Genomic DNA, 25238 nt, shown 5'->3' on the forward strand with positions numbered 1-25238 from the left:
TTGATCTTGACAATATTATTGCATCATATAATAGAAGATGGAGATTTGAGACGGGTTTTAGAATTCAGGATGAGGCACGTATCAAATCCAAATCAACAGATGTAAWTGTTCGATTTTTCTACTTCGCTTATGAACAGGTATTGCAACTGCTATGGATTATCCTGTATAAAGAAGAGGAGAGTTTCAAGGTATTCATGATAGACATGTATGAAGAATGCTTGAAAAGGTACAAAAATGTGTAAATAAGCGGCCACCTCCATTGAACCAGTGACGTGGAGGTGTAGGTCAATGGAGCAGCAGGGAGCTATTGATAGTGACCCCGCAACAAAATATGGGAACAATTCTACTTTTGTCATTAATATTAGCTTGTCGTATGCAAAAGCCAGATATTATTCGGAGATACTGGTTTATATGAAATCAATACCATGTTCCAGCGCATAACATATAAAATATTTAGCAAGCATTCTGGAAATTGACGCAATTTGTCAAGATTCTTCACTTAACTGAAGATGCATGAAGGAGTATTAACAATGCAGAAAAAATATCTTCTGTGGGACTTTGATAATACATTGGCTTATCGGGATGGAATGTGGGGACAAACTATATACGACCTATTACAGGAACATGGATACGGCAGCATTAAACTTGAGGATATTCGTCCACTTCTTACCAGAGGATTTCCCTGGCACACTCCGGAAATATCTCACGAAGAGTTTTTAGGAGGAGTCCAGTGGTGGGATTATATGACACTGCACTTTTCTAAAATAATACATGAAATTGGGGTCAATGAGACATTATCAGCTGAAATTGCAGGTCAAATAAAAATGAAATATTTAGATATTGAAAAATGGCATCTTTATGATGATACAATTCCCTGTTTAGAAAGGGCAGTAAGTAAAGGTTATGAAAATATAATCGTTTCAAACCATGTACCTGAATTATCCATTCTGGTCAGAGATTTAGGAATAAGTGATTATTTCTTTCAAGTATATTCGTCAGCACAGATAGGGTATGAAAAGCCAAATATCCAGATATACAGGAGAGTGCTTGAAAAACTCGAAGATACCAGTGAAGTAACAATGATCGGCGACAGTTATATTGCAGATGTCGAAGGGGCAATAAACGCGGGAATTAAAGCAATACTGGTAAGAAAAGAGAACATTCATAACTATCAAAACTACTGTAAAAGTTTAGATGAGATCGATGCTATCTTACTATAGGGGAATGCAAAACCTTAAACAAACGTCTGAATATCATTCTTTTAACAGTAGTGTTTTACACTGGTAATACACCGCAACGGTGCGCTCTTACTTCTTCCAATAGTTTTCGTTTTTGGAGTTTTTAGCTTCCCAGGGAGTCATCCGGAATCTGGATCCACACTTGATGTAAAAAATCAAACATATTTAGCGTTGTGACTGAAATCAGCGTTGGAAATCTTGATACAGTTCCTGTCGGAAATTATACACGTACTGCACTGACTGAGGCAGGTTTTTGGAGTCAGCTCGGAAATAAGATGGTATTTGCTGAAGACGTCAAACAAGTACTCACATACGTGGAAAGGGAGAAGTTGATTCAGGGTTTGTATACATAACAGATGCGAAAACTGCAGAACCAGGAACTATTAAAATCGTTAGAAACGTGCCTGTTAGTATTCCTGTTAAGTGTCCTATAGCTGTGATTTCTTCTTCCGAACATAAAGAAGAAGCTCAGAAGTTCCTTGATTTTGTGACCGGAAAAGAAGGACAGGATATACTGAAAAAGTATGGTTTTGTTTCTCAATCTTGATAAAAGATGAGACTTACTATTGGAATTAAGTAAGTAGAATGGTCAAGGAATTAAAGAAGTTAAGGAAGTAGAGAGATTAAGGAAGTAGAAAGGTTAAGGAATTAGAGAGATTAAGGAATTAGTGAGGTTAAGGAATTAGAGAAAGACCTGAGAATTAAAGAATTCTTAATTCCATTTCATAACATGTCTCTTTCGAGCCACAGATGTCTTTTATTTCTTTAATTATCTTAAAGCCCATTTTTTCATACAACCCTATGGCAGGAAAGTTTTCCGTATTTACATATAATAGAATAGAAGATATCCCATTTATCCTCATTTCTTTAATGCTTTCTTTTAATAAATTCTCTCCATGGTGCTTTCTTCTAAAATTCTTATCTATTGAAATTGAATAAATTACGGATTTTTTCTTAAAACCCTTTAGGGATAGAACAGGCTTCAAATAATATATGCAGTAACCCACAACCTGATCCTAGCTTTTTATGACATAAAAGATCTTTTTCATTCTTTTCGAATATCGTTTAACACCATTTTGGTTTTTAGTTCCAAAACCTTCGGACTGAATTCTGATAATTTCAGGAAGCATGGAATCCTCTACGGATACAACATTTTCTTTCTCTATCTGTATCCATTTTCTAATAAACAGATTAGTTATTACATCCTTCACCAATCTCTCGAAACTCGTTGCATATACATTTAATGTAACCTGAATTTTTGTTAGACCCATAAAGATCACTTTTAAGCGAGCATAACGATTTGCTAGCTTACCCCTTAATAATTCCTTATATTCTGTCCGATGAATTGAGTTTTTCCGCTTCTGAACAAATATACGAGTGGTTTCCGATTCCATGTCTTCAGGAATACTCACAGCTTTTGAAGTGGAATTTAAGATCTGAAGTTTGAATAAGTAAATTTTAAACTATTTTCCATGATCAGAAAGCTTTAATTCCCATTTTATATTCACTTTTTATATTCACTTTTCATGCGTCTTCTGTGAAGTGGAAATCGTGACAAACTGCGTCCATTTCCATAATGTTTGCTAAATATTTTATTAAGTTATGGGCTGGAACAGGGTTGTCGATTTCATGTAAACAAGCCAAATTGAAAGCTGGTTTCTGATGTAAAATCAATGCTTCCTGGCAAGAAAATTCCTTAACCGATGACCAATGATTCATTTTTCAATCTTCTCTTCTGGAACAGTTGTTAACCTGGAGTGCTTGACTCCCTTCAAACTTAATATTTTTTCAGTCAGTTCTATTATTTTCTCCCCTTCTCCCTGAAGAATTATTACCTCAAAACACAAATTTGGCTCAATATGGAAGTGCACTGAGGAATTTATCAGACCCAGGTACTCGTGCTGAATGCTTGCCAGGGTGCTCGATACCCCTTTTTTTGAGCAATCATATACTATAGAAATCGTTGCAGCTCTTTTGCCCTTGATCTGCTGCATCCAGTCATAGTGCTGGTTATATGTCCTGATGGCATCCCTTATTCCCTCGGATCGAGAGGAATACCCTCTCTTCATAAGAGTTTCATCAAATTTATCCAGAAGTTCCCCTGGCATGGAAACCCCTATTCTCATAAGCTTCCTTTCCATATACCCCTCCCGAAAACAAAAGTTTTCTGTTAAGTACCTATTCCACACATCTGGTGGTAAAACTCAACAGGACACCTAGCGGAAAAAACTAATAGTAGACCCCAAATTCTCCACTGTGATTTCCCAGAATTATACTCTAATATTTGATTGTAATTTCGTTGCATAAATAGTAATCGAAAGACATATGAAATATGAGAAAGTCCTTAAACTTAGAAATCACCGACTCTCAGACTCTCAAAGTGTCGGGATAGAAATTTTTCCTGCCGGAACCTCTGTTTTTGTTCAGGTTGTTTGCAGGAATGCACTCTTTCTACAAAAGCTGGTGCTCACCATAAGCATTAAAATAAAATAGTTTTACCTGCTTATTTTCAAGCCAGTTGTCTGCTAAATGTAAGTTTCAAGGTCGAATGATATTGATTCTGGTAAATCTTTCATAAAACTACAATTTTTTGTAAGTATCCGTAAAATCGACAGTAACCCTGTGGATTCCCAAAAAGCTTATTAAAGGCAGAGTTCTATAGCGTGAAACACATTTACGCTGAATTGGCTGACAATGAATAATTTTCTTGCTTATCAATTTAGTTTATTTAATAAAAAGAGTTGAAAATTATGGCAATCCAGAAAGGCGATTTTATAAAGTTGAACTACACAGGTAAGTTCGAAGACGGCAGAATTTTCGATACAACAGACGAAGAACTAGCAAAAAAGGAGGATATCTTTAATCCGCGCGGGCTTTACGGCGGAGACGTTGTTATTGTCGGGGCAAATCATACTATTGAGGGACTTGATGAAGATCTCGAGGGAAAGGAAGTCAGCTACAACGGAAGCGTTGTAATCCCTCCGGAAAAGGCTTTTGGCCTGAGTAATCCCAAGCTTGTAGAAACGATGTCTATCACGAAACTGAAAGACCGAAATGTTCATCCTGGTCTTCCTGTTGAGGTCGATGGCAGAAGAGGAGTTGTCAGCAGGGTTATAGGCCGCAGGGTCACTGTAGACTTTAATGGTCCTCTTGCAGGCAAGACCGTTACCTATGAGTATACCATTGAAAATGTTCTTGAGACTGAAGTTGAGAAAATTCAGGGTCTTCTTGCCCTCTATACCGGCCTCAGGGATCTGGAAATCGAGGCTGTTGACGGTGTTGCAAAGATTTATACTCCCACAGGTCTGACCTTCAACCAGCGCTGGCTCATGGCAAAGGATAGGGTTGCATCCGAACTTTTCAAGTATGCTGGTCTTAAGGAAGTCCAGTTCATTGAAAAGATTACAGCAGAACCCGAAACTCAGATACCAGCCGAGCCCGAAGCTGAAGCAGAGGCTGAACCCGAGTCTGAGTCTAAACCAGAAACCGAGGAATCCTCAGAACCGGAAGTCTGATCTCAGCTTTTAATTGTTCAGAGAGGCGAAGAGCACTTTCTCTTCGCAAATTTTATATACCATAATCGGGTTTGTTGTATACGCTTTCCGGAATCAAATGCTAATCTGTATATTTCCCTTTGCGGGAAGCTGTAAGAATGATTCTTTCAACCTGCTGAGGTAGCCCAGCGGACTACGGCGCCGGTCTTGAAAACCGGTAGCGCTTTGCGCTACGGGAGTTCGAATCTCCCCCTCAGCGTTAATTTACTGGGAATATTTTGAAAAAGAAATCTGTTTTTTATTTGTGTAACTTGATTAAATTCTGTTATGGAGTCGCGGCACTTTTAGGTGATTTTATGGCCTCTTTGGCTCGGCTACGGCTTAAATAACAAAAGCAGAGAACAAAACCATTGGTATATACTAAAAAGTGTAACTCTAAGACTATGAGTTCATTCAAAAACCTATAGTTGTTTCTCTAAACGTACATGATATTCTTCGAATAACAGGCACAAAGGTATGAAAGTACTTTTCACTACTTTTCACCCACACTTTTTTGATTATTGATCCTGTCATTACCTTGAGTATTAAGGTTGCCCTAACTATGGTTTTTCAAACCATTGCTAAACTGAGCAGTGAATTGCCATAGAAGGCTTAAATTTGATAAGGAGCAGAAAATCAAAGGAACATCATTTTGACACAACCTGATAAGTTAGTTTTCGGATCAGTTTAATTAAACTAAATAAATACTTAAGTAGAGTTAGAGTAATCCTATTATCGGGATGTGACTACATGGATAAATTCGTCAAAGATAAAATAAATCAAAGTATAAACGATAGAAAGCAACAACATTCTCAATTTTTAGAAAATTGTAGTACTTATAACTCTTTTCTTGAATTAGAAAAGAAAGCATTTGAAGCTGGTTGCCTTTCACGGAAACATAAGGAACTAATGGCTCTATCTATTTCTATTGTTACTAAATGTGAACCCTGTATTGAATGGCACGTTCAACAGGCTTGTTTAGCAGGTGCATCAGATAAAGAAATATATGAAACTATAGATGTGGCCATCGAGATGGGAGGAGGCCCCGCTGCTGCTTACTCACGATTTGCATTGAATGCATTGGCTTTTCACAAAGAAAAAAAATAGAGAACATAAATTTACTTAGCGATTAATTAAAATCTGTGGGACATGTTTTAAGAAAATTGGGAGTGATGCATAAGTCACAAGTTTTAAGATTTGCTGGGTGGAGCCTCCGCAAAAAAGGTATCAACATATTACTGTTTTTTATCCAGTATTCGTGTAATAATATTTAGCAGTTTAAACAGAATATAAAACACAAGCCAAATCATAAAAACGAGAACTAAAAGGTTCAAAATAAGATTCATGTGATCCACCATTTTACACATTTTTTCCAAAGATAAAAGTTTTTAAATATAAAATTAAACTTATTTTTTGAGCATAATACATGTTTTAGCATATAACTACTAATTTTTTAACATTTATAGTATATAAAGTTTTATTTAATTATTTTTTAAAATAATTAGATAATATGTGTGAAATGAATAAAATTCATGTGTTAATCTATAGAATAATACAAAAATAGAATATGTTAACGACCCTCTAGTCACGAGGCTAAATAATGTAATTGCCCTGAAGTACAATGAAGTTTTTTGTTGCAACAAGTACAGGCGTGACTATAGTTAAAAAGTGTAAAATTAAATAATGAGCTGATCCCAAAACGCAAAATTGCTTCTCTGAATATCGTATTCTGGATTATCAATAAGAGCTTCTAATCCTGAAAAATAATTCTGAAACTCTTATTGATGTGGGAATAATATTGGTTTTGGGATAAGCTCAATATATAAAATCTTTTAGGGTTTGATTAAAAGCTGTGGAAAATATTTAAGATAAATTTCAGATAATCTTCTTTTAATTCAGTTTGTAATGTGGTCATAGATGTCTAATATCTTCTTTCTGAGAATCTTCCCGGAATTCAGAGATCTAGGTCTGGGATAACCTGCATGCCTTAGCTAGGCCGTGAAGAAATACCGTCAGCAGTGCGGTGTAAATTTTTCATTTAGGAATGATAAAAATATAATATCAAGGGTTTTTGTTGCCAAAAATGATTATTTGGGAAAATAGAAATATAGATCAACTCCCAAACTAAAAATTTGAAGGTATATTTTTATTATTCCTTAGTTTCCCTTGGGGATTATGGGAGCCTAAACGATGGACCTGTTCGGTTGGACCGGACTCGGACGAGACAGAAATAAGGTAAGTTAACCTTCTTGATTCATCTCAGTATCTTCATTATAATTCAGCCCTCTTGAGCAAAGCGAAGCGTAACGAAAAGGGTTCTGTCCTCCCGAGATGAGACTCGGGCGACGAAACACGGGAATTGGAGATTTCAGTTCTGAATTTTGAAACTCCGATTTTTTCACAGGAATTTTTCTACCAGGCATTCACTTGCCAGAACTATTTGAATAGCCTCTAAAAGGAAAGTCTTTGTGAGTCGCTTTCTTATGAAAAAGATGCTTTTTTAAATATAATTCAAGAATCTGCAGGTGATACGAGATAACGACCAGGAGAGGTAGCGCTATGAAGATAAGGATTACATCATGCAGGAGTGGATTACTTATAAAGTGCGTCACTGAATTCCAGAGCGCCAGAAATGGCCTGTGGAACAAATAGATACAATATGAAGCTGTAGCGACATACGTAAACGCAGAACTAAGGGAGCTTGAAAATTCATTATTGATAAATTTCATTGCAAATCTGTATTCCAGAACACAGAATATTATAACGAATAAGTTAAGGAGCACAGAATCAATGATGAATTTTAAGATCATGTAACTCAGGCCCAGTGAAGTTGCCATATTTCCTAGCATCGACATCACTGTAGAAGACCCTATCGTGCCGCTGCCTGCAGATTCAATAGTAAATGTAGTCTTTGGGTCCAGGAGAAGGGTTGTTCTCGAGCCCAAAACGATAACCAGTACAAGCATAACAGGGAGGATCGCCAGCAATATCTGGACAAAAGGATTTTTCCTGTTAATCATCATTGACTTTTCAAATATGCTTTCTTTACAGGTAAGAATCCCAAAAACGAACATTGGGAAAAATGTATAAAAGCGGTACTCAATAATGTTAAAAGTTCTCGAGACTAACAAGCACCCGAGAAATATGAGAGAAGAATAAAGTAAGATCTGTTTTGAACTTTTTGAAAGCATAATAATAAGCGGGTAAATTGCGTAGAAAACAATAATCAAACCTACAAAGTATAATGTCAGCATTGGGGACGCATATGCAGGGGCAAGAAAGATTTGTAGTCCCAGTACATGCATGATTAGATTGTGAAAACTAAACACATGTGCGGCATTGGGAAATTCAAAACCTGAGTTTAGCCTTGGAGCAAATATAAAGAACACAAGTGTAAAAGCAGCAATCGCTGCCCAGTAAAGGGGAAAGATCCTCAGGAGCCGGTTTCTGTAGAAAGACAATACGTTCTGGAACGATTTTATTGAATGGTTGTTATAATATAACAAATATCCACTCATAAATATAAAAAGTCCCAGTCCCATATTTGCAACAAAAGGATCAACGGCATAAAGAGCTAACTTGAGATAAGTGAAAGATAAAAAGTTACTTAAGTGAGCCGGAATAATCATCGCTATTGCTAAAGCCCTCAAGAAATCAAATGCAATTATTTTGTTTTTCATAGTCTCAATTCCTATAAATGAAATTTCATGTAGATGTGAATTGACCTCTGTAGCACCCATTTACTGGCAAGCCAACTTACAAAAATAATTGTTATTTAATAATCATACTTGTATTAAAAATGTACCACTTCCCTTTCTATATAAATTCTACTATTTTTTTATTTACTTTTCGATATAATAAATACTCCGACGCTAATTTTTATATTTATTACTACAGGTAAAATTTGGGTCTTGCAGATATATTAAATCTTTCGTATCTTCTTCAAATTGAGTGGAAATCTCTCACCTTCAACTCACCAAGCTTTTTTCTTGGCAGTGTGCCAATTATTCTGTAAAATCACAAAACTCAAAAAGTTGCAGGGTCGAAAATTCCATATTGGCAGATCAATTATCGACAAATACGCAAAGACTTGACTTCAAATTTACAGCAAATTTGAGACACTGCCTAATAGATCTCTACTCCACCGAGTCCTTTTTAATGTATTTCTACTCCATTCCGTGACCTGGCTGCTCAAGAGTTCCTTTTCGGCTGCTTAAGAATTCCCTTTCTCTTCTATACAGGTTGAGCTTTGTGCAGATAACTACAGACACCCAGATTGTAGATGCAGGTATAAAAGCTTTCAAGAACTCGATGAGTGTCGGACCAAAATAGGCTGCAGTTTCGATATTCTCGAACCCGGTACTCAGAATAAAGCTTGAGATCCCGAACAGCAGAAACGCAATAAATATCCTCAAAACTCTCTGCTCGGTACTTCCCGCATCATCAGGGAGCCCTCTTCGTATAATCAACACATATGCCGCATTCGTGCCGAGGAAAAAACCCGCTGCTTCTGCACTTATCATAGATGAAGCTATAAGAACAAGAGGGATAACAAACAGAACGAAATATAAAATCAGGTTCTTGCGTCTGAGTGCAAGTTCAAAATTCTCTTTCTTGAAAAAATCATCTTTCAGGGAGCTTTTGAGAAATAAGGTAAAAGCAGTCAGGAAAAATAAACCTATAATAGCTCCTCCCAGAATATCTCCCAAGAAATGTCTTCCAAGGTACATTCTCGATAAAGCTACAAGCAATACCATAAAAGGAGCCATCATTTTGATTTTCCGGCTGTTGAAAATCGTGGAGCTTCCTCCCCAGAGTGCAGTCGTAATTGCAACATGCCCCGAAGGGAAACCAAAAGGCGACGGGGAAAGTGTTTCTTGAAGGCGGAAGGTTTCGAGAACTTCTTTATCGGGAAGTTGGAACACCCCATCAGGCCCACTCCCATTGAAAGGGGACGTGCTTTTCACTCCGTATTCAAGGTTCAGTACTCTATTATCTACATAATCCGGCCTCGGAAAGGCGATTACTGTTTTTATGATTTCGGTAATCAGTCCTGTCCAGATTAAAAGCTGGAACAGAAGAAAACCTTTCCGGAAACTAATCCCGAAAGTTACAATAATTACTATGGAAACTAAAAAAGCCGATGATCCCATTGAAGTTATCAAAATCATGAGGGATGTAAGCCAATCGTTTCCAAGGGATTGCAGGTAGAGTATAGGTTCAGTCTGGAACAAGGGATTTGACTCCTGATTAAATATTTGTCTGCAGATATACTCAGTTTCATCTAAAAAGTCCTGGTTAAACTGGATATCTGGAATAAGTAAAAAATTTAGATTTGTTTCGTATATTTGTTTCGTATATTTGTTTCATATATTTGTTTCGTATTATTGAGTTTATGACAATGTATTCTGGAGAACTATTTTAAATTTGTATTGTTTCATGCCTGTGTATAGCGGGTATTCTCTTCAGGATCGGATAATTGTGTTTAAGTTTTTTGCTGAGTAAAATTACTCTTGTTAGATTACTGTTTCATCTTTATGGACGTATGAATTTCCACTAGCAAGAGGAGCATTCAACCAAAATATTTGAAAATTGAGTCTGACGCTATTTTCACTTTCCAGCATTCTTTATTTGTTATCGTAGAACGTTTCTTTCCCGATATAGAGTTAAATAAAAAAATTAGGGTTGAATAATAAAAATAAAAAAGAAGAATAATAAATAGAGATGGAAGTAAAATAGAATCAGTAAAGTTCCTGACGGGCTTCTTTCCAGCTCTTTCCTGCACAGATCTTCTTTGCGATTTTTACTGCATCAAGTGGAGTTTTTCCATATATTGAGTTACTAAAAGTCTCAACGAAATTTCTGTCGATTGCAGCCCCGCCACAGGCTACGGGAACATCTTCAGAATAAAGGATTTCTGCAAGGTCTTTAAGACCACCTTTGGTTGTGCTCATGAGGGTTGTTCCGGTAACAAGGTCAGCATTTGTTGCCTTTACGGTTTTAACGGCTTCTTCTACCGTTACATCACTCCCCATATCAACTACCTCGAAACCATTTGCTCTGAGAATGGCAGCTACAATGTTCTTGCCTATATCATGCACATCTCCTTCAATAACAAGGGACACTACTTTCCCCCTGGAGGGGACTTCGCCTATCCTTTCCTGGCAAAGTTTCACTCCCCCTACAAGTGCTTCATTTGCCAGCAGGATTTCAGGTACGTAGCTCTCTCCTATGTCGTAAAGCTCACATACGGTCTGGATTCCTGGCATAAGGGCATTTAATACTAGGTCTGTAGGATCTCTTCCTGCTGCGAGCAGAGCAGTTGTGAGGTTTACTGTTTCGGCGCTGTCCCCCTCGATCACTGATTCTGCCACGGCTGCATATTTGGGATCTTTCGGCATGTTCTGTTTCTTTATCTGGTCGACAGCAGTTATTTCTTTACTTTTGTCTCCAATGTCAACCCCAAGGCCGATCATGATTCCTTCGTCAATGAGTTTTTTAAACCTGGAAGGTTCTTTCTCTTTCATCTCGAATATCTTCTGAACCGCAATGTCAATGTGCCTGATCATTCCTGCATCCCTCCCAGCACATTTTCTTTCATATTCCTACCGATACCGACTCCAATCTGCCTGACAAGATCTTCAACATCATCGCATTTCGGGATTGGGGTTTCTTTACAGGCTCTAACATACGCTCTGAGATTTTCGAGGGAGGTTCCATATGAGACCCCACATGAAGTCCCTACAATATCAGCTCCCTGCAAAATGCATTCCCTAGTTCTGTTATAAACCTGTTCGGGGGTACCGTTTGGCATCAGGTCTATGACATCCAGACTTCCGAGAATGGACATATCGTTGCCCATTACCTTACGGCAATACCAGACTGGAACGGCATCAAAGGAGAAGCAGTCAATTCCACTTTGTTTTATGTAAGGCAAGAGTTTACTGGTATTTCCGCAGATGTGCAGGATCTGAGGGCAGCTTATTTCCTTTGCTATTCTTTTGTGGGAAGGAAGTATAAATTCCCTGTATGTTTCCGCAGAAATCAGGTCCCCAGAAGCCGAAGGATCAGCGAGGAAGATGACATGTGCCCCGTAAATAGTCTGCAACTTCCCGTAAGCTATCACGAAATCGGTTGCTGCTTCAATGAAAGCATGGGCTTTTTCTGGGTCAGTCTTTGTCCACCTGGCTATATTTTCAACACCTGCTATGTGACCTGCTACCGTAAAGGGGGATGTAAGTCCTGGGATGATAGGGAGCATGCCATCGTAGCGCTTTCTCAGTTCTTCGATTGCCCCGAGCACTACCGGTATTCTTCCGGCTTCTTCCAATTTATCGGGCCAGGTTATATCTGAGGAGTCTGTATAAGCAGGACCAGTTACAGGAGGCCTGTCAGGTTTATTCCAGTCAAGTTTGCACCCAAGAACTTCTGCTTCGAGAGAAATATCGAACTGTGGACGTGCAGCCTCAATGCCGCAGACCTCATAGGGAGCGGCTGCAAGGTCTGCCATCATCTTGCTGTCAAAGTGGGCTTTTGGCCAGGAGGCATTGCATATCTGCATCAGTTCGGTTGTGGTTTGAGCCAGGGGATTTGCAGGGGGTACATAGTCAACCCTGCCTCCAAGCACTGCTGCCAGAACTCTTCGGGTTGGAGTCATTTCACTTACCATGCTATACATCTCCGTTTGATCTGCATTTGATATCAACTGTTAATTATATATTTATATGTTTAATTTTGCAGTTAGACCACTACAGAATGCGTTTTTGAATGCTACCCATAGGGTAAAAGAAGTAGTGGTCTGTTGTCAGGTAAAGGCCTGTAATGTCTTGTTTTCACGATCCTTTTGCAAGTTTTTCCCGAGTTCCTGATATACATAAGAAAACTATTTTCTTTTGTGCAAGATCCCACAGTTTTTACATTGACATATATTAATATGGATATTTCAATATTTAACTGGATGCTGTTAGCACAACATAGAAAAACTTATATATTTCTCAAAGTTATATTATCAATTTCTTTTGAAAGTTGCCTTGTTTTATCTGATCATGAAAATGTTTCTTACATGAAGAATGAAAAGTGCAGTTTTTCCTGTTAATAAGACGGCTATTTGAAGAAGATATAAAATAACTTTTATAAGATTATAATTAAATCTTAACTTTTATATGAGAGTAATTTTATTGTTTTTAAGATAATTTCGAGGAAAAACTTTTGGTGAGAATTGAAGATTTTTTCTACGCCAGTAATCTTTATCTAGGTTCATTTTATAGAACAAGAAACTTCAGAGATGAATTCATGCGTCTTCGGTTAAGTAAGGAATCGTGATAAATGGAATTTATTTCCTCAACATTTATCAAATAGTTTTAACAGGTTATAAGCTGGAACAGGGTATTGATTTCATGTAAACAGGCCAAAATTAAAGGCTGGTTTCTAATGCAAGATCGATAGCTTTCTGGCAAGAAAATTCCTTAACCGAAGATCAATGGAGATGAATTTAAAATTGATCTAAAAATACAGAAATAAGTTATGTAGAGACTTCAACGTGGCTTAAAACATGACTAAAAATATTGTTGTAAAGAGGCTTTGTTCCAATTTGCTGTCAATTTCAATTAAAATTTTCCTCTATTGAAACTGGCTCTAAATTAAAGTTTGAGATGGATTCGTTTGGTTTCAGAGACTCCTTAAACTACTAAAATTTTACAGTAAACTGAAACACTGTTTAGGAGAAAACGGTAAATGTCCGATAAATTAGATCTCTCAATCATAATCCCAGTTTTCAATGAAGGAGAAAACGTAGGGGAATTATATAATCAATTGACTGTAGTTCTTTCCAGATTGGGAAAAGCATCTGAGATTATTTTCGTAGATGATGGATCTATGGATGATACTTTTCAAAAGTTAAAAACAATCAAAGATAGCAAAATTAAGATTGTAAGATTCCAGAGGAACTATGGAAAAGCTGCGGCTCTTTCCTGCGGTTTCAAGAAATCACAGGGAAATTATGTTATTACCATGGATGGAGACCTGCAGGATGATCCCAAAGAAATCCCGAGATTTCTTGAAAAATTAGAAGAATATGATATGGTTTCAGGCTGGAAGAGTAAAAGACATGACCCTGTTTCAAAAACCCTGCCCTCAAAATTCTTCAACGCATTGACTCGACATATCACAGGAGTCAAAATTCATGACTTCAACTGCGGGTTCAAAGGTTATAGAAACTATGTCGTAAAGAATATAAGATTATATGGAGAATTCCATCGTTATATTCCAGCTCTAGCTCACTGGAAAGGATACACTGTTGGAGAAATCGAAGTCGAACACCATCCTAGAATTCATGGAAAATCAAAATATGGATTTGAAAGACTACTTAAAGGCTTTCTGGACCTGATCACAGTCACATTTTTGAACCTATACAAGAAAAGGCCCCTTCACATCTTTGGAGGTATCGGCTTCTTACTAATACTCTCAGCAATGGTCATAAACCTGAATCTGGTTTCGCTATGGTTCAGGGGTATTAAGATAGGAGATCGGCCTCTGCTGATGTTAAGTATATTAATCACAGTTCTTGGAGCTCAATTTATTTCCCTTGGCCTGATCGGAGAACTGATCACAAACTCCAGAAATAACGATGATTATATTATAAAGTACGATAGCTATGAACTGGAAAACGATAGGTAAAACTGTAGTCAGTTTGGGGCTAATGTTTTACCTGATAGCCAAACTTGACCTGAGGACAATCTACGAGACCTTTACCCAGACGAACCTGGAATTGCTTTCGCTCTCGTTGCCTTTTATTGCTCTGATGTACCTGATAAAAGCGATGAAATGGCAGTCTCTACTTAATTGTATAAATGTCCAAATTCCCGTAAAAAGGTCGCTTGAAATAATTTTGATGGGTAATTTTTATGGAGCTCTTACTCCGGGCAGGGCAGGAGAAGTTTCAAGAGCCTTTTATTTAGATGCTGAGAACTCCAGAAGCATACCAACCGTAGTGATGGACAGAGTCATAGATATGGTCTGTCTCCTGGTTTTAAGTGTACTGTCTATAGCTTTCTTTTTTAAGGATAGATATCTAATCTATATAATGACGCCAATGATAATGATTTTTGTCGCAGGCATTTTTGTTATCACAAATGAAAAGATCGTAAATCTTATTTTTGGGATATTTTCGAAGAAAAGCGAATTTAAAGAAAATTATATTCAAACGATAAAACAAATCACTGGAAATAAAAAAGCTATTTTTTCTGTTTCTGTATTAACTCTTGGGTATTATTTACTCAATTTATTTGTATACTGGATAGTTATAAAATCCTTAAATCCCTCATTAAACAGCTTACTTACCTTTTCCCTTCCAATAGTAGTAGTTCTGGGTAATTTTCCAATTTCCATATCAGGGTTTGGAGTTAGAGAGTTCGTAAGCGTTACAATATTCAAGTTATTGAATGAAAGTTCTGCATATGGTTTTTCCTGCTCTATCGTTCTATATTTCTTGACTACACTATTACCAGCGATATTTGGATTCATGCTTACTTTAAGAAAAAAGCCTTAAAATTTCAAGGCAGGTTGAATTGTTATATAAAGGACATTGGGAATAGATGTTGAGAACGGACATCAAGAGCGGACATAGAGAACGGACATCAAAAACGAATATTGAAAACGGATATTGAAAACAGATATTGAAAACGAATATTGAAAACGAATATTGAAAACGGACAGAGAGAACGGATATCAAGAAAGAATATTGAAAACAGATATTGAAAACAGTTATTGAGAATGGATATCAAAAAAGGATATTAAGAAAAGTTATTGAAAATGGACATTAAAAATAAGTCAAAGCAATTGACACAAATTCAAAATAATCGGGCTATTAAGAATAAAAAGTTAAAACTGAATATTACGAAAAAACAAAATTAAAAACGCGTGTTAACCAGGTGGGGCTAAATGGATCAGAACCAGAGTAGAAATTACAAAAAATACAACTCAAAAAATCCGCTTATGGGCGTAGTGATATCCAATTTTATGAAAAACTTAAAGGAAACGGCCGTTCCTTTAAAAAATATAAATAATGTTATTGATATAGGCTGTGGGGAAGGATTTGTCATTAACTGCCTTAATTATCCAAAAATAACAGGCGTTGATATTTCCAGAAATGCTCTGAGAATTGCAAAGGAGAAAAATCCAGAATGTGAATTTTGTTCAGGCAGCATATGTGACATTTCGTTTAAAGAAAACAGTTTTGATCTTGTTATAGCAACCGAAGTACTGGAACACCTCGATAAACCGGATTTAGCCCTTCAGGAGATCCGACGAATAACCAAAAATTACTGTATTATCAGTGTGCCAAATGAACCCTATTTCCGTGCTATGAATTTCTTACGGGGTAAAAATTTGACACGTTTTGGGAATGATCCTGAACATGTTCAGAACTGGAGTTCAGGAAAGTTTGTGAGTTTAATAGAAACTTATTTTGATGTTCTGGAAGTTCGAAGGCCGTTTCCCTGGACTATGGTTCTATGCAAAAAATAATTATTAATATTTACTTTTTACAAACGTAAACATTTTAAGAGTATATGCACAGTTTATTAAAATGGAGCTATATATAGATTATTAAAATGTACCTTTTATTAAAATTTACTTTTTGATAAACTTTGTATTTCAATAGTATTTGCCTTTTAATAACATTTATATATTATTCAAAATTTATTTTGAAAAAAGAATAAGAGATATTCAGGAAATTGGGAGACAATTTCGTGGAAATAAGAAAAACATCTAACCCGGAAAAAAACAGAAGTCTTAAGAATAAACATTTTTACAACTCATTGGAATATTCTCTGGTGGGAATCTCATATACTCTTTTGACAATTATTCTTACTTATCCTGTCCTATTTAAGATAAAAACCGATATTCCTGGAACGGGAGCAGATTCGTTTCAGTGGATGAGAATATTATGGTACACAAAAATAGCAATAAAGGAAGCGGATTTAGCAGCTTTGACGCATGACCATCTACTTTTTTATCCGAATGGCATAGAATCAATGCCCTTTTCATCAGCCTTCAATCAAATGCTATATGTATTGCTGTCGCCTTTTTTAGAACTGCATGTCATATACACGATACTATGGCTCTTAACTTTTATAATAGGGGCTATTGGTTCGTATCTCCTGGTAAAATATCTTACTGATAATAAATATGCTGCCTTTATTGCAGGAATCGTATTCGCATTTTCCCCGTACCATTATTCTAGAGGACTATACTTTTTTGGAGCAGCAACAGTTCAGTGGATACCCTTTTGTGCACTGTATCTCATGAAAACAGTTAAGGAAAAAGGAATCAAGAACCCGATCCTTGCAGGAATATTTTTCATTCTGGTAACAATGAGTGATCTGCAGTACCTGATCTTTATGGGGATCTTTGCAGGGTTAGTATTCTTCTATGATTTTTACCTGACTATCAGTTCCGGGAAAAACTTTACTCATTCTGTGAAACAAATAATTATAAAATACTTCATTTTTGGCGGGGTCGCTTTTCTCGGAGTACTGCCTTTGACCATTAATGAGATACTCACTGCCCTTTCAAATCAAAACTTCTTAAAGCCAAACGCAAATGAAATTCCCAAATTATCAAACGATTTGATGAGCTTTTTCCTCCCATCTCATCTACATCCGTTGCTCGGTCAGTTTACCGTAGACTTATATTCGAATATACAAAGCTGGCCTGCTGAACATGTGAACTTTATAGGATATATTGTCCTCGGACTTTCAGTCCTTGCACTCCTGAAATCAAGTAGAAAGCCTGATATAAAGTTCTGGTTAGTATCTACATTTTTCTTTACAATTATTAGCTTAGGACCCATTTTACACTTCAATGGAGCGGTCGCTTTCACGGACTCCAACCTGAAAATTCCACTTCCTTATCAGATACTATACAACACGGTTCCTTTCCTGAAAAACTGCAGAACAGTTGGCAGGTTTTTTGTTATCGCAACCCTTGGGTACTCAGTCCTGGCAGGGTATGGTTTTTCAGAATTACTGAAATATAAGCCCGATAGAAAAAAGCTTATCTTTACAATAGTGGGTTTCCTGGTGGTTTTCGAATACCTGGCTATTCCGTATCCGACCACACAGGTAAGTGTTCCTGACTTTTACTGTAAAATTAGTAACGATGAGGATAACTATTCGATGCTCGAAATCCCACAAAACTCTAACGCAGGATATATGGATTTTCGGTACCTGTACTATCAGACAATTCACAATAAAGCTCTTGTCGGTGGATACGCAGCAAGATATCCGGCCAACGTTAGTGATTTCCAAAGGAAGACTCCGTTTATTAAAGAATTACAGTATTATTCTCTAGGAACTAAAGATATTTTACAGGAAGATGTTACTGATATAGGTACGTCTGTCCTGAATGCCAATAATATAAGGTATGTTATTGTCCACAAAAACCAGTTGTCCAGTGAGCAGCTTGAGTTTGTAACCAATTTACTGAAAAAAACCCTTAAAACCGAACCTGATGTATACGAGGAAGACGAGCTTATTGTTTACCGTGTTCCAGATGAAACAATTCAGCCCTTCATGCTTTTAGGTACAGGGTGGAACCGCCTGGAGAATTGGGACGGCACAATGACCAGGTGGCTATCAAACAAGGCTACATTATCGGTTTATTCAGGTGTTGCTGAAAATGCAGTATTGAAAATCAGCGCATGCAGTTTACATTCACCAAAGACGCTCGAGGTTTATAATGGCAAAACTCTCCAGGGTAAACAAAATATCAGCACTAATTTAAGCACAGTAAATATCCCTGTTACCTTAAATCAGGGAAAGAATGTCATTCTTTTGAATGTACCTGAAGGCACCGAAAGACCATGTGACTTTCCGGAACTAAAGAATAACGACACAAGAGCGTTAAGTATAGCAATTCAAGGAGTTGAGTTAATTGATTCGTCTGCAAATTGATTCAAAGCCTATCCGGAAAGTAAATAACACATATTGAAAAGCAACGGTAAATATAGAATACTAAGAATTAATCACTGGTAATAGGTTAAGGAATTTTCTTGCCTGAAAGCTATTGATTTTGTATTTAAAATATATAATACCAATCGGATACAAATTGACCATCAAAAATTTTGCGCTGAAATTTTTTTGATGGCCAACCATTAGCTACTTTTACGGCTCTATCTAACTTACCACAAAAATGGAATTAATCTATAACGAACTTTTTGACAGTATTCTGTATAGCCTTGTAGATTTTTGGATAGAAACTTTTCTTCATCAAGAAGTCTCCAGATAATTACCAGCGTAAGGGGAATAAATATAAGTAAGCTCCACCACGATCCAAGCGCGAGGGGAGTGCCTAACATAATAATGAGACCACTCACATACAGTGGGTGCCGAACTATACTATACGGTCCAGTTGTTATTACTTTTTGATTGGCTGTTACTTCAACAATTGAAGATGCAAAAGCGTTTTCTCTGAAGACAAGAAAGAGTAAATAATATCCTGACACCACAAGAACGTCGCCAAGAACTACAATATAGAAAGGGACGTACGACCAACCAAAACGATGGTCAAGTGCGGAAATAACGAGAAAGGCAATAAATAATAAGATAACAAAAAAATGTGTAATCTTCTGAGCCTTTTCTTTTTCAGCGCCTGGCCCCCCATTAACCCTACGAGCCAGAAGTTCAGGGTTTGTTTTCCATAAATAAAAAGTAATTCTCGCTGATGATACAACATATATAATTGAATAAACCCATGCTTCCCAAAAATTAAATGAACCGGCAGGAACGAAAAGGAACAAAACGATGATGGCAATAAGCTCTACAAAACTAAGCAGGGTTTTTATTTTCAGGCTAGAAGTGACTGTGTCAGCGGTATTCATTTAATTAACTCCCCTCTATTGTGGAAGTTACAGCTGGTAACTATTTTCGGATAAGCTCTTATTTAGCAACGCGTCCTAATATATAGCTTACAGAGAGGAAAACGGCAATAGCAAGAATAGAGTAAATGGCAAAAAGCAAAAATGAACCGTACTTGCTCAGGATAGGATTTGTGTTATTTATCTGCTCATTTGTTGGATACATAATGTCCTGCTTGTCATTGCTGTGATCCAATCCCAGCGCATGCCCCAATTCATGTTTTGCAATGGCGAGCATTGCAGTATCAGTATATGGGACCCACTCTCCCCATTGAGAAAATCCAACTCCAAGCGTTATATCTATGCGTATAAATCGCCCATCGACAATATATGGAATGGCATCACCTGCAACTCCAGGAGGAACATCCTGTTCTTTCTGCAGGTCTTCGACCCATCTTATTCTGATATCAGATTTTTCGGAATCCACAATTTTAAAAATAGGGGTGTAATCCAGTTTTCCATTTCCCCCTTCTGCCCAGTAATTCAGAGCTTTTTGTACCTGTGTGTAATAGGTAGGACTATAATGTGGAGGAACACTTTTGTTATCTATATATACGGTTATAGGGGAATGATCCCAGGGATTATCTAATATTTTTGGATAATTAAACTCCGAAGCTGCCTGAGCAACAGGTAAAATGAGTACCGTCAACAACAGTAAAAAGAGTAATCTTATTCCATGCATACTGTTTCGGGTAATATAAATCTGCCTCCATATTATTAGTATTATTAAATGATCCTTATTAAAATGATCCTGAAAACTTAATACGATATTATCAACAAAGCGCAATTAAAAGCAATTGCTGATCTACACAGGAACTAAGAGCGATCTGCAAAGAAGAAAAGTGAGATAATTGATCTGACTTCAGTCTCTCTTTTTGTTTGTTAACCAATTTAAAAGTGAGACATTCTGACTTCAGTCTCTCTTTTTGTTTGTTAACCAATTTGATTCGCTGTTCACAGAGGTCACCTCGCCGATGGTTTTCGTTTGTTCCCCTTCACTACGCCCTTTGCTAATATGTGAACGTACCTTCATGAAGTAAGCCAGGGCTGCAATGGGCAGAGCATAGCCTATTCCATATATCGCTAAATCTATCTCTTGCGGTTCAAAGATAACGCTCAAGAAGTTAACCCCAAGTACGACAACAGTAAGTCCCACGAGGTTCAGTTCCAGCTCTTCAATATTGTTCACTTTCACCCATTCTGGTAAAGGTAGCGGCTGGATAAACAACTGGTATAGCCCGAAAGATGTAAGGAAAAGCACCGTACCGACCAGGAAAAGGTGTACGGTCTCTACAATTTCAACAATGACACTTCCTTCTGGACTTTCTTTTGCCATTCCTGTAATGAGTTCTCCCATGAAGTGAACAATATCTATGCCACCTTTAACAAATAAGACACAAGCGGCAATTGCCAACCCTATCACTGGAATCAATACGAAGAAACGCATTCCTGCAATAAACCTTACAACTTTCATTCGAAGACTCCTTCTTGCTTTCTCTAGATGACCAGTATATTTGGTTTCTTTTCTTCCATCCTTAATCCCCCGAATAGAATAGTTGATATCTCGGGCGGCGATTTAAAGCAGCCTTCCTAAGTCTGATAGATAAATTTAGATTTTTTTCCTCACTATATCCCGTTTTTCTCACAATTGCATAACTGATCCAGACCACGTCTGAACCCTTTATTTTATCTGCTTCTCGTCTCCCCATTCACGTTATTTTTCTTGCGCCATGACAGCGTTTGAATTTGAGTCCACTGTTTTAGAGACAGGAATCATTGCGCCCTGTCCGGGAAAAAGCACCTTCCAGAGCCATAATTCTCATAATTTTCATAACTTCTGAAACCGGGTAACCCCTGCGTACCGACCCAGCAGTAATTTGCCTCGGACATTCGCGGATTTAGTATTGTACAGTACAAAAAAGAAATGCAAAAGGCTTTGGACACATATTAGATTTTATTGATATGATCTATCAAAAGATATGATCCATCAAAAGATATGATCCATCAAAATTAGGTAAACTTAAACTGAGTTATCCACCTGAAACAGCTAAGAGCCAGCTTGTTGTATCTTGGTTTGTTTAACCATACTATTGCAGCGATCTTCTTCATTACATCGGGAGCGCAGAGGGTCACGAATACCCTGTCCTTCATGTAGTGGATAAAGTGAACCCTCGCATCTTTTTGGTTTTGTTTAAACCTCTATACCGTTGTTCTTTGTAAAGTGAGGTTTCTTAGCATCACGGTTACGGAAGTTGGTAATGCGACTCTGTACTAAGAAAGTCTTGTAAATGGATACTGAATTATTCCCCAGAAACCGGACAGGCGACTTGAAGCATACCCCATCCTTTACAGGCTGTCCGACAATTACCGCTAATAGTTATCAAATCTCTTGTTTTTCAATTTAAATGCTTTATATGCCTTATTTTTCACATTTTTTTGCCCTGAAATTGAATTGTCGGACAACATCTTTAGGTTGGTATGGCCGCAAGCAATTTGATTTATATTTTACTTTCAAACCAAGATATCCCGCTTATTCTTTGCAACTCCAGGGTGTGTTAAAACAATCTTCTGTGTCCCAAATAAGCGAAAAGGAATTTAGCCAGCAGCAAAGTTGTGTCGTTCGTGATCATAATCATCTTTTTCACCTCCTATTTTATCATTTTTTGAAATCCTGTAATGAAAGATGGTTCAAAATTATCATCATGATATTATTCTCCGACAAATATAATATATCTAGAAATACAAGTATGGATTTGATGTCAGAAATAATGCTATATAGGCTGATGCCTCTATTCTGATCTGAGATTTTGCTAAAAAACTTCACTTAAACATTTTAAATATAACTGATGAATGTCGTCTGATACAGGATTAGAGTATGGGAACTCAGTTGAAGATAGATGTTGATAAAAACTAACATTCAGGGAATTATTTACTACTACTATTCCTAACTTATTTTTCTGCCACACTCAATGCTTATTATTTTCATTATTGATTAACACGAATATTGTCTTCGTGCATAATGCTGAACAGAAACCGTATCACAGACGGCTATCTGGGAAATCTCATATACAGGTCGTCCTGGCATTACCTGAAGGAGAGCTCGCCAAAACATAACCCTACAGCCTCTTTTGGATAGGATTTTTTGATTTTATCTAAAGTAAATTAAGAGGAATCGACAATGTCCGAAATTCTCTCATTATGGAACGAAACACCAGCTAAGAAAGCAATCCTTAATTACGTAAATGCTATCACAAATCCTGATAACGCTGATTTTGTGCCAGAAGCCGAGCGAATTGCCATAATGGACAACGATGGGACCATGTGGGTGGAGAAACCCGCATATATTCAGATTTTCTTTGCCATCGAACGGCTGAAACAGCTGGCTGAAGCAGATCCTGAACTCCTGAACCAGCCGGGATTTAAAGCTGCTGTAACAGGCGACATGGCCTACTTCTTCAAGCTTGATCCCCACACCGGTGGTAGTGTTAAGGAGCTGATGAAAATAATCTTTGATTCTCATGCTGGCATGTCTCAGGATAATTTTATGCTCATAGCTAAAGAATTCCTGAAGACCGCCAGGCATCCTCGGTTTGGCGTGCTATTCAAGGATCTGACATATAAGCCAATGGTTGAGCTCGTGCGCTACCTGGGCAATAACGGTTTCAAGGTCTTCCTGGCATCTGGTGGTGGTATGAGCTTTATGCGTACGGTCTCAGAGGAAATCTACAACATTCCAAGAGAGCGGGTTATTGGCAGCAATATCGCATTTGAGACCCGCCTGACTGATGAGGGGCCGGTAGTATTCCGAAAGCTAGGGCTGGTCGATCCCATTGATGACGGACCAGGCAAGCCGGTAAACATAGAGCTGCATATCGGCCGTAAGCCCATCCTGGCCGCCGGTAATTCGGATGGGGACTTGCATATGCTATGGTTGGCACAGAAAAGCGGTCACCGTTCTCTATCGTTACTGCTCCGCCATGACGATGCTAAGCGTGAGTACGCCTACGACGAGGGAAGCGAGAAAACTCTGCAGATGGCTGAAGAACGGGGCTGGGTCGTAATCAGCATGAAGGATGACTGGAAGACTGTTTTCTAGATATGAGCATTCAGTGCAAAAAAGGTACAGGGCATGTAAAATTCATCAGATGTCTCATAGTAGTACCCGATTTCTGAAATTCAGGTAGAAATGATTAACGACTTTTTGGATTGCTATCGATATGTAAAACTTGCAAGCGTTTTTATTATTACTGTCAATTCTTTTTAGTAGTAACCTCCCGGTGTATCTGGTAAAAGGGTATGTAGAGAGGAACATCAAAGCAGTTGATCCAAAAATTCCTTCTAAGGCGGTTCATGCTTCAATGGGAAAAGCTATCAGAGCAGAACCTATAAGTGCTATTTACGAGCAGGGAAAGGTTCACCATTTCGGTACATTCCTCAACTCGAAGCCCAAATGTGTGAGTGGGTTCTAGGAGTAGAGAAGTCACCCGACAGAATAGATGCTCTTGTTTGGTCTATCACCAAATTATGAAGTATCCATCCAGCTTGGAGATTTTGACCTCTCTAATTGATACTCTCTAATTGATAAGTACAATGCTTAAGGCTCAGTGGATTTGATGTTTTAGATCAGTTCCTATTAGTGAAATTCTTTCAAATCTCTAAATTCGATTGATTCAACAGAAGTCACCTATCTATTCGCGGTTCTGACATGATCAGGTTGAATACATAAAAACATCTGGATAATGAAATTTTTATGCGAGTCGATTTTGACATTACAGCAGATATAAACTTAGTCTCGATAAGATTCTTTAAAAAGGCGGAATATAACGACGTTATACTATAAAAATGTTGCTATTTTATGTTTTTAAGGATTATTCCATGCAGTTTTTTAGGCTTTTTACTTCGAGTTTAGCGACATTATAATATTTCGTTTCTATAGGCTTAGTATGGAAATGGTCTTGTCTTTGGAGATGTAACTAAAGTTCTCACGGTTGAAGTATTTTAACATGATGAGATTACGTAAATTCAAAAATTGTGACATTTACTAATAGATGGAATACGAACAAAATATTAAAAAGTTCGTGTTTATTAAAGAATATTCAAAAATATGATAAAAAATAAGTGGTTTTTTGCCTAAAATACGAACTTTGTATATCAAAAGGATCGTATTTGAAAAACGGTAAAAATTCTGAGACGAAATAATTTCAGGATAAAACAATATAATAAAATAAAGGAATTTTAAAAAAAGATAAGAGGTATCTATTCTTTATTTTCATTTCATACAAATTTATCTTCGACTTTTGCGACTTTTTTTAACATATTAAAATTTCCCGAAGTCATTTCATATGCTTTTTTGGGCTGTGTTGCGAATTTACTGCAAAATCTAAATCAAAGCTTTAAAATTAGCTTTAATTTTTTGCATAGGTTTTATTGTATTACCCGAATATTTTCCTGAATTTTACTACAACATTTTGTCATAAAAAGTTTGTATTTTATCTCTTATAGAATACGCATAGATTTACAAAGCGAAATTATTTTGGAATAAAACATTTACTT

20 protein-coding genes, 1 tRNA gene and 1 pseudogene are annotated in these 25238 nt (G+C 37.2%); 12 read left to right on the top strand and 10 right to left on the bottom strand.

The window, feature by feature from the left end; all coding sequences use genetic code 11:
- The 4 genes and pseudogenes from FXW07_RS13025 to modA form a co-directional block, all read left to right on the top strand.
- Positions 1–242, top strand: a 242-nt coding sequence (locus tag FXW07_RS13025; protein ID WP_229395803.1) for a hypothetical protein, incomplete at its 5' end; no start/stop codon positions are given.
- A gap of 46 nt (positions 243–288) precedes the next feature.
- Positions 289–441, top strand: a complete 153-nt coding sequence (locus tag FXW07_RS13030; RefSeq protein ID WP_229395804.1) for a hypothetical protein — start codon at positions 289–291, stop codon at positions 439–441.
- An 89-nt stretch (positions 442–530) separates the two neighbouring features.
- A complete protein-coding gene (locus FXW07_RS13035) occupies positions 531–1220 on the top strand; it encodes an HAD-IA family hydrolase (RefSeq protein WP_229395805.1) in 690 nt (229 codons plus the stop codon).
- A 191-nt stretch (positions 1221–1411) separates the two neighbouring features.
- Positions 1412–1785, top strand: a pseudogene (modA, locus tag FXW07_RS19535) (molybdate ABC transporter substrate-binding protein).
- A gap of 154 nt (positions 1786–1939) precedes the next feature.
- Here modA and FXW07_RS13050 read toward each other — a convergent pair.
- The 3 genes from FXW07_RS13050 to nikR all read right to left on the bottom strand — a co-directional run bounded on the left by FXW07_RS13050 (position 1940) and on the right by nikR (position 3379).
- Positions 1940–2245 carry an N-acetyltransferase gene (locus FXW07_RS13050; protein ID WP_229395808.1) on the bottom strand — a complete coding sequence of 102 codons (306 nt, stop codon included), beginning with the start codon at positions 2243–2245 and terminating at the stop codon, positions 1940–1942.
- Positions 2246–2254: 9 nt separating this feature from the next.
- A complete protein-coding gene (locus tag FXW07_RS13055; protein WP_229395809.1) occupies positions 2255–2509 on the bottom strand; it encodes a hypothetical protein in 255 nt (84 codons plus the stop codon).
- Between the two features lie 444 nt (positions 2510–2953).
- The gene (gene nikR, locus FXW07_RS13060) at positions 2954–3379 is read right to left on the bottom strand and encodes a nickel-responsive transcriptional regulator NikR (protein ID WP_229395811.1); all 426 of its coding nucleotides are present in this window, start codon (positions 3377–3379) and stop codon (positions 2954–2956) included.
- 609 nt (positions 3380–3988) lie between these two features.
- Here nikR and FXW07_RS13065 point away from each other — a divergent pair.
- The 3 genes from FXW07_RS13065 to FXW07_RS13075 all read left to right on the top strand — a co-directional run bounded on the left by FXW07_RS13065 (position 3989) and on the right by FXW07_RS13075 (position 5878).
- Positions 3989–4753 carry a peptidylprolyl isomerase gene (locus FXW07_RS13065; protein ID WP_229395812.1) on the top strand — a complete coding sequence of 255 codons (765 nt, stop codon included), beginning with the start codon at positions 3989–3991 and terminating at the stop codon, positions 4751–4753.
- Between the two features lie 153 nt (positions 4754–4906).
- Positions 4907–4991 (top strand) — tRNA-Ser (locus tag FXW07_RS13070).
- Between the two features lie 530 nt (positions 4992–5521).
- A complete protein-coding gene (locus FXW07_RS13075) occupies positions 5522–5878 on the top strand; it encodes a carboxymuconolactone decarboxylase family protein (RefSeq protein WP_229395814.1) in 357 nt (118 codons plus the stop codon).
- Positions 5879–7194: 1316 nt separating this feature from the next.
- Here the strand turns inward: FXW07_RS13075 and FXW07_RS13080 are convergent.
- The 4 genes from FXW07_RS13080 to FXW07_RS13095 all read right to left on the bottom strand — a co-directional run bounded on the left by FXW07_RS13080 (position 7195) and on the right by FXW07_RS13095 (position 12440).
- The gene (locus tag FXW07_RS13080) at positions 7195–8511 is read right to left on the bottom strand and encodes an acyltransferase (protein WP_229395815.1); all 1317 of its coding nucleotides are present in this window, start codon (positions 8509–8511) and stop codon (positions 7195–7197) included.
- Between the two features lie 426 nt (positions 8512–8937).
- The gene (locus tag FXW07_RS13085; protein WP_229395816.1) at positions 8938–10005 is read right to left on the bottom strand and encodes a phosphatase PAP2 family protein; all 1068 of its coding nucleotides are present in this window, start codon (positions 10003–10005) and stop codon (positions 8938–8940) included.
- Between the two features lie 507 nt (positions 10006–10512).
- A complete protein-coding gene (locus tag FXW07_RS13090) occupies positions 10513–11340 on the bottom strand; it encodes a cobalamin-dependent protein (protein WP_229395817.1) in 828 nt (275 codons plus the stop codon).
- Positions 11337–12440 carry an MtaA/CmuA family methyltransferase gene (locus tag FXW07_RS13095; RefSeq protein WP_229395819.1) on the bottom strand — a complete coding sequence of 368 codons (1104 nt, stop codon included), beginning with the start codon at positions 12438–12440 and terminating at the stop codon, positions 11337–11339. Before FXW07_RS13095 ends, FXW07_RS13090 begins: the two co-directional genes overlap by 4 nt.
- A gap of 1064 nt (positions 12441–13504) precedes the next feature.
- Here FXW07_RS13095 and FXW07_RS13100 point away from each other — a divergent pair.
- The 4 genes from FXW07_RS13100 to FXW07_RS13115 all read left to right on the top strand — a co-directional run bounded on the left by FXW07_RS13100 (position 13505) and on the right by FXW07_RS13115 (position 18723).
- Positions 13505–14446 (top strand): glycosyltransferase family 2 protein, encoded by a 942-nt coding sequence (locus FXW07_RS13100; protein ID WP_229395821.1) that lies wholly within the window; start codon positions 13505–13507, stop codon positions 14444–14446.
- Positions 14424–15317, top strand: coding sequence for a lysylphosphatidylglycerol synthase transmembrane domain-containing protein (locus FXW07_RS13105; protein WP_255679069.1), 894 nt, complete (start codon positions 14424–14426; stop codon positions 15315–15317). The genes FXW07_RS13100 and FXW07_RS13105 overlap by 23 nt, the downstream gene beginning before the upstream one ends.
- Positions 15318–15709: 392 nt before the next feature.
- Positions 15710–16294, top strand: coding sequence for a class I SAM-dependent methyltransferase (locus FXW07_RS13110; RefSeq protein ID WP_048120328.1), 585 nt, complete (start codon positions 15710–15712; stop codon positions 16292–16294).
- 224 nt (positions 16295–16518) lie between these two features.
- Positions 16519–18723: a hypothetical protein gene (locus FXW07_RS13115; RefSeq protein WP_229395824.1), complete on the top strand. Its 2205-nt coding sequence runs from the start codon at positions 16519–16521 to the stop codon at positions 18721–18723.
- A 227-nt stretch (positions 18724–18950) separates the two neighbouring features.
- Here the strand turns inward: FXW07_RS13115 and FXW07_RS13120 are convergent, their stop codons facing one another.
- From FXW07_RS13120 to FXW07_RS13130, 3 genes are all read right to left on the bottom strand, one after another.
- Positions 18951–19649, bottom strand: a complete 699-nt coding sequence (locus tag FXW07_RS13120; RefSeq protein WP_229395825.1) for an isoprenylcysteine carboxylmethyltransferase family protein — start codon at positions 19647–19649, stop codon at positions 18951–18953.
- A gap of 58 nt (positions 19650–19707) precedes the next feature.
- Positions 19708–20337 (bottom strand): matrixin family metalloprotease, encoded by a 630-nt coding sequence (locus FXW07_RS13125; protein WP_229395826.1) that lies wholly within the window; start codon positions 20335–20337, stop codon positions 19708–19710.
- A 261-nt stretch (positions 20338–20598) separates the two neighbouring features.
- Positions 20599–21159: a YqhA family protein gene (locus tag FXW07_RS13130; RefSeq protein ID WP_229395827.1), complete on the bottom strand. Its 561-nt coding sequence runs from the start codon at positions 21157–21159 to the stop codon at positions 20599–20601.
- Between the two features lie 1704 nt (positions 21160–22863).
- Between FXW07_RS13130 and FXW07_RS13140 the strand changes: the two genes are divergently transcribed.
- Positions 22864–23781 carry an HAD family hydrolase gene (locus tag FXW07_RS13140; protein ID WP_229395828.1) on the top strand — a complete coding sequence of 306 codons (918 nt, stop codon included), beginning with the start codon at positions 22864–22866 and terminating at the stop codon, positions 23779–23781.
- Positions 23782–25238: the final 1457 nt, after the last annotated feature.

The sequence above is a fragment of the Methanosarcina sp. DH1 genome (assembly GCF_020804205.1).
GTDB classification, from domain to species: Archaea; Halobacteriota; Methanosarcinia; order Methanosarcinales; family Methanosarcinaceae; genus Methanosarcina; species Methanosarcina vacuolata.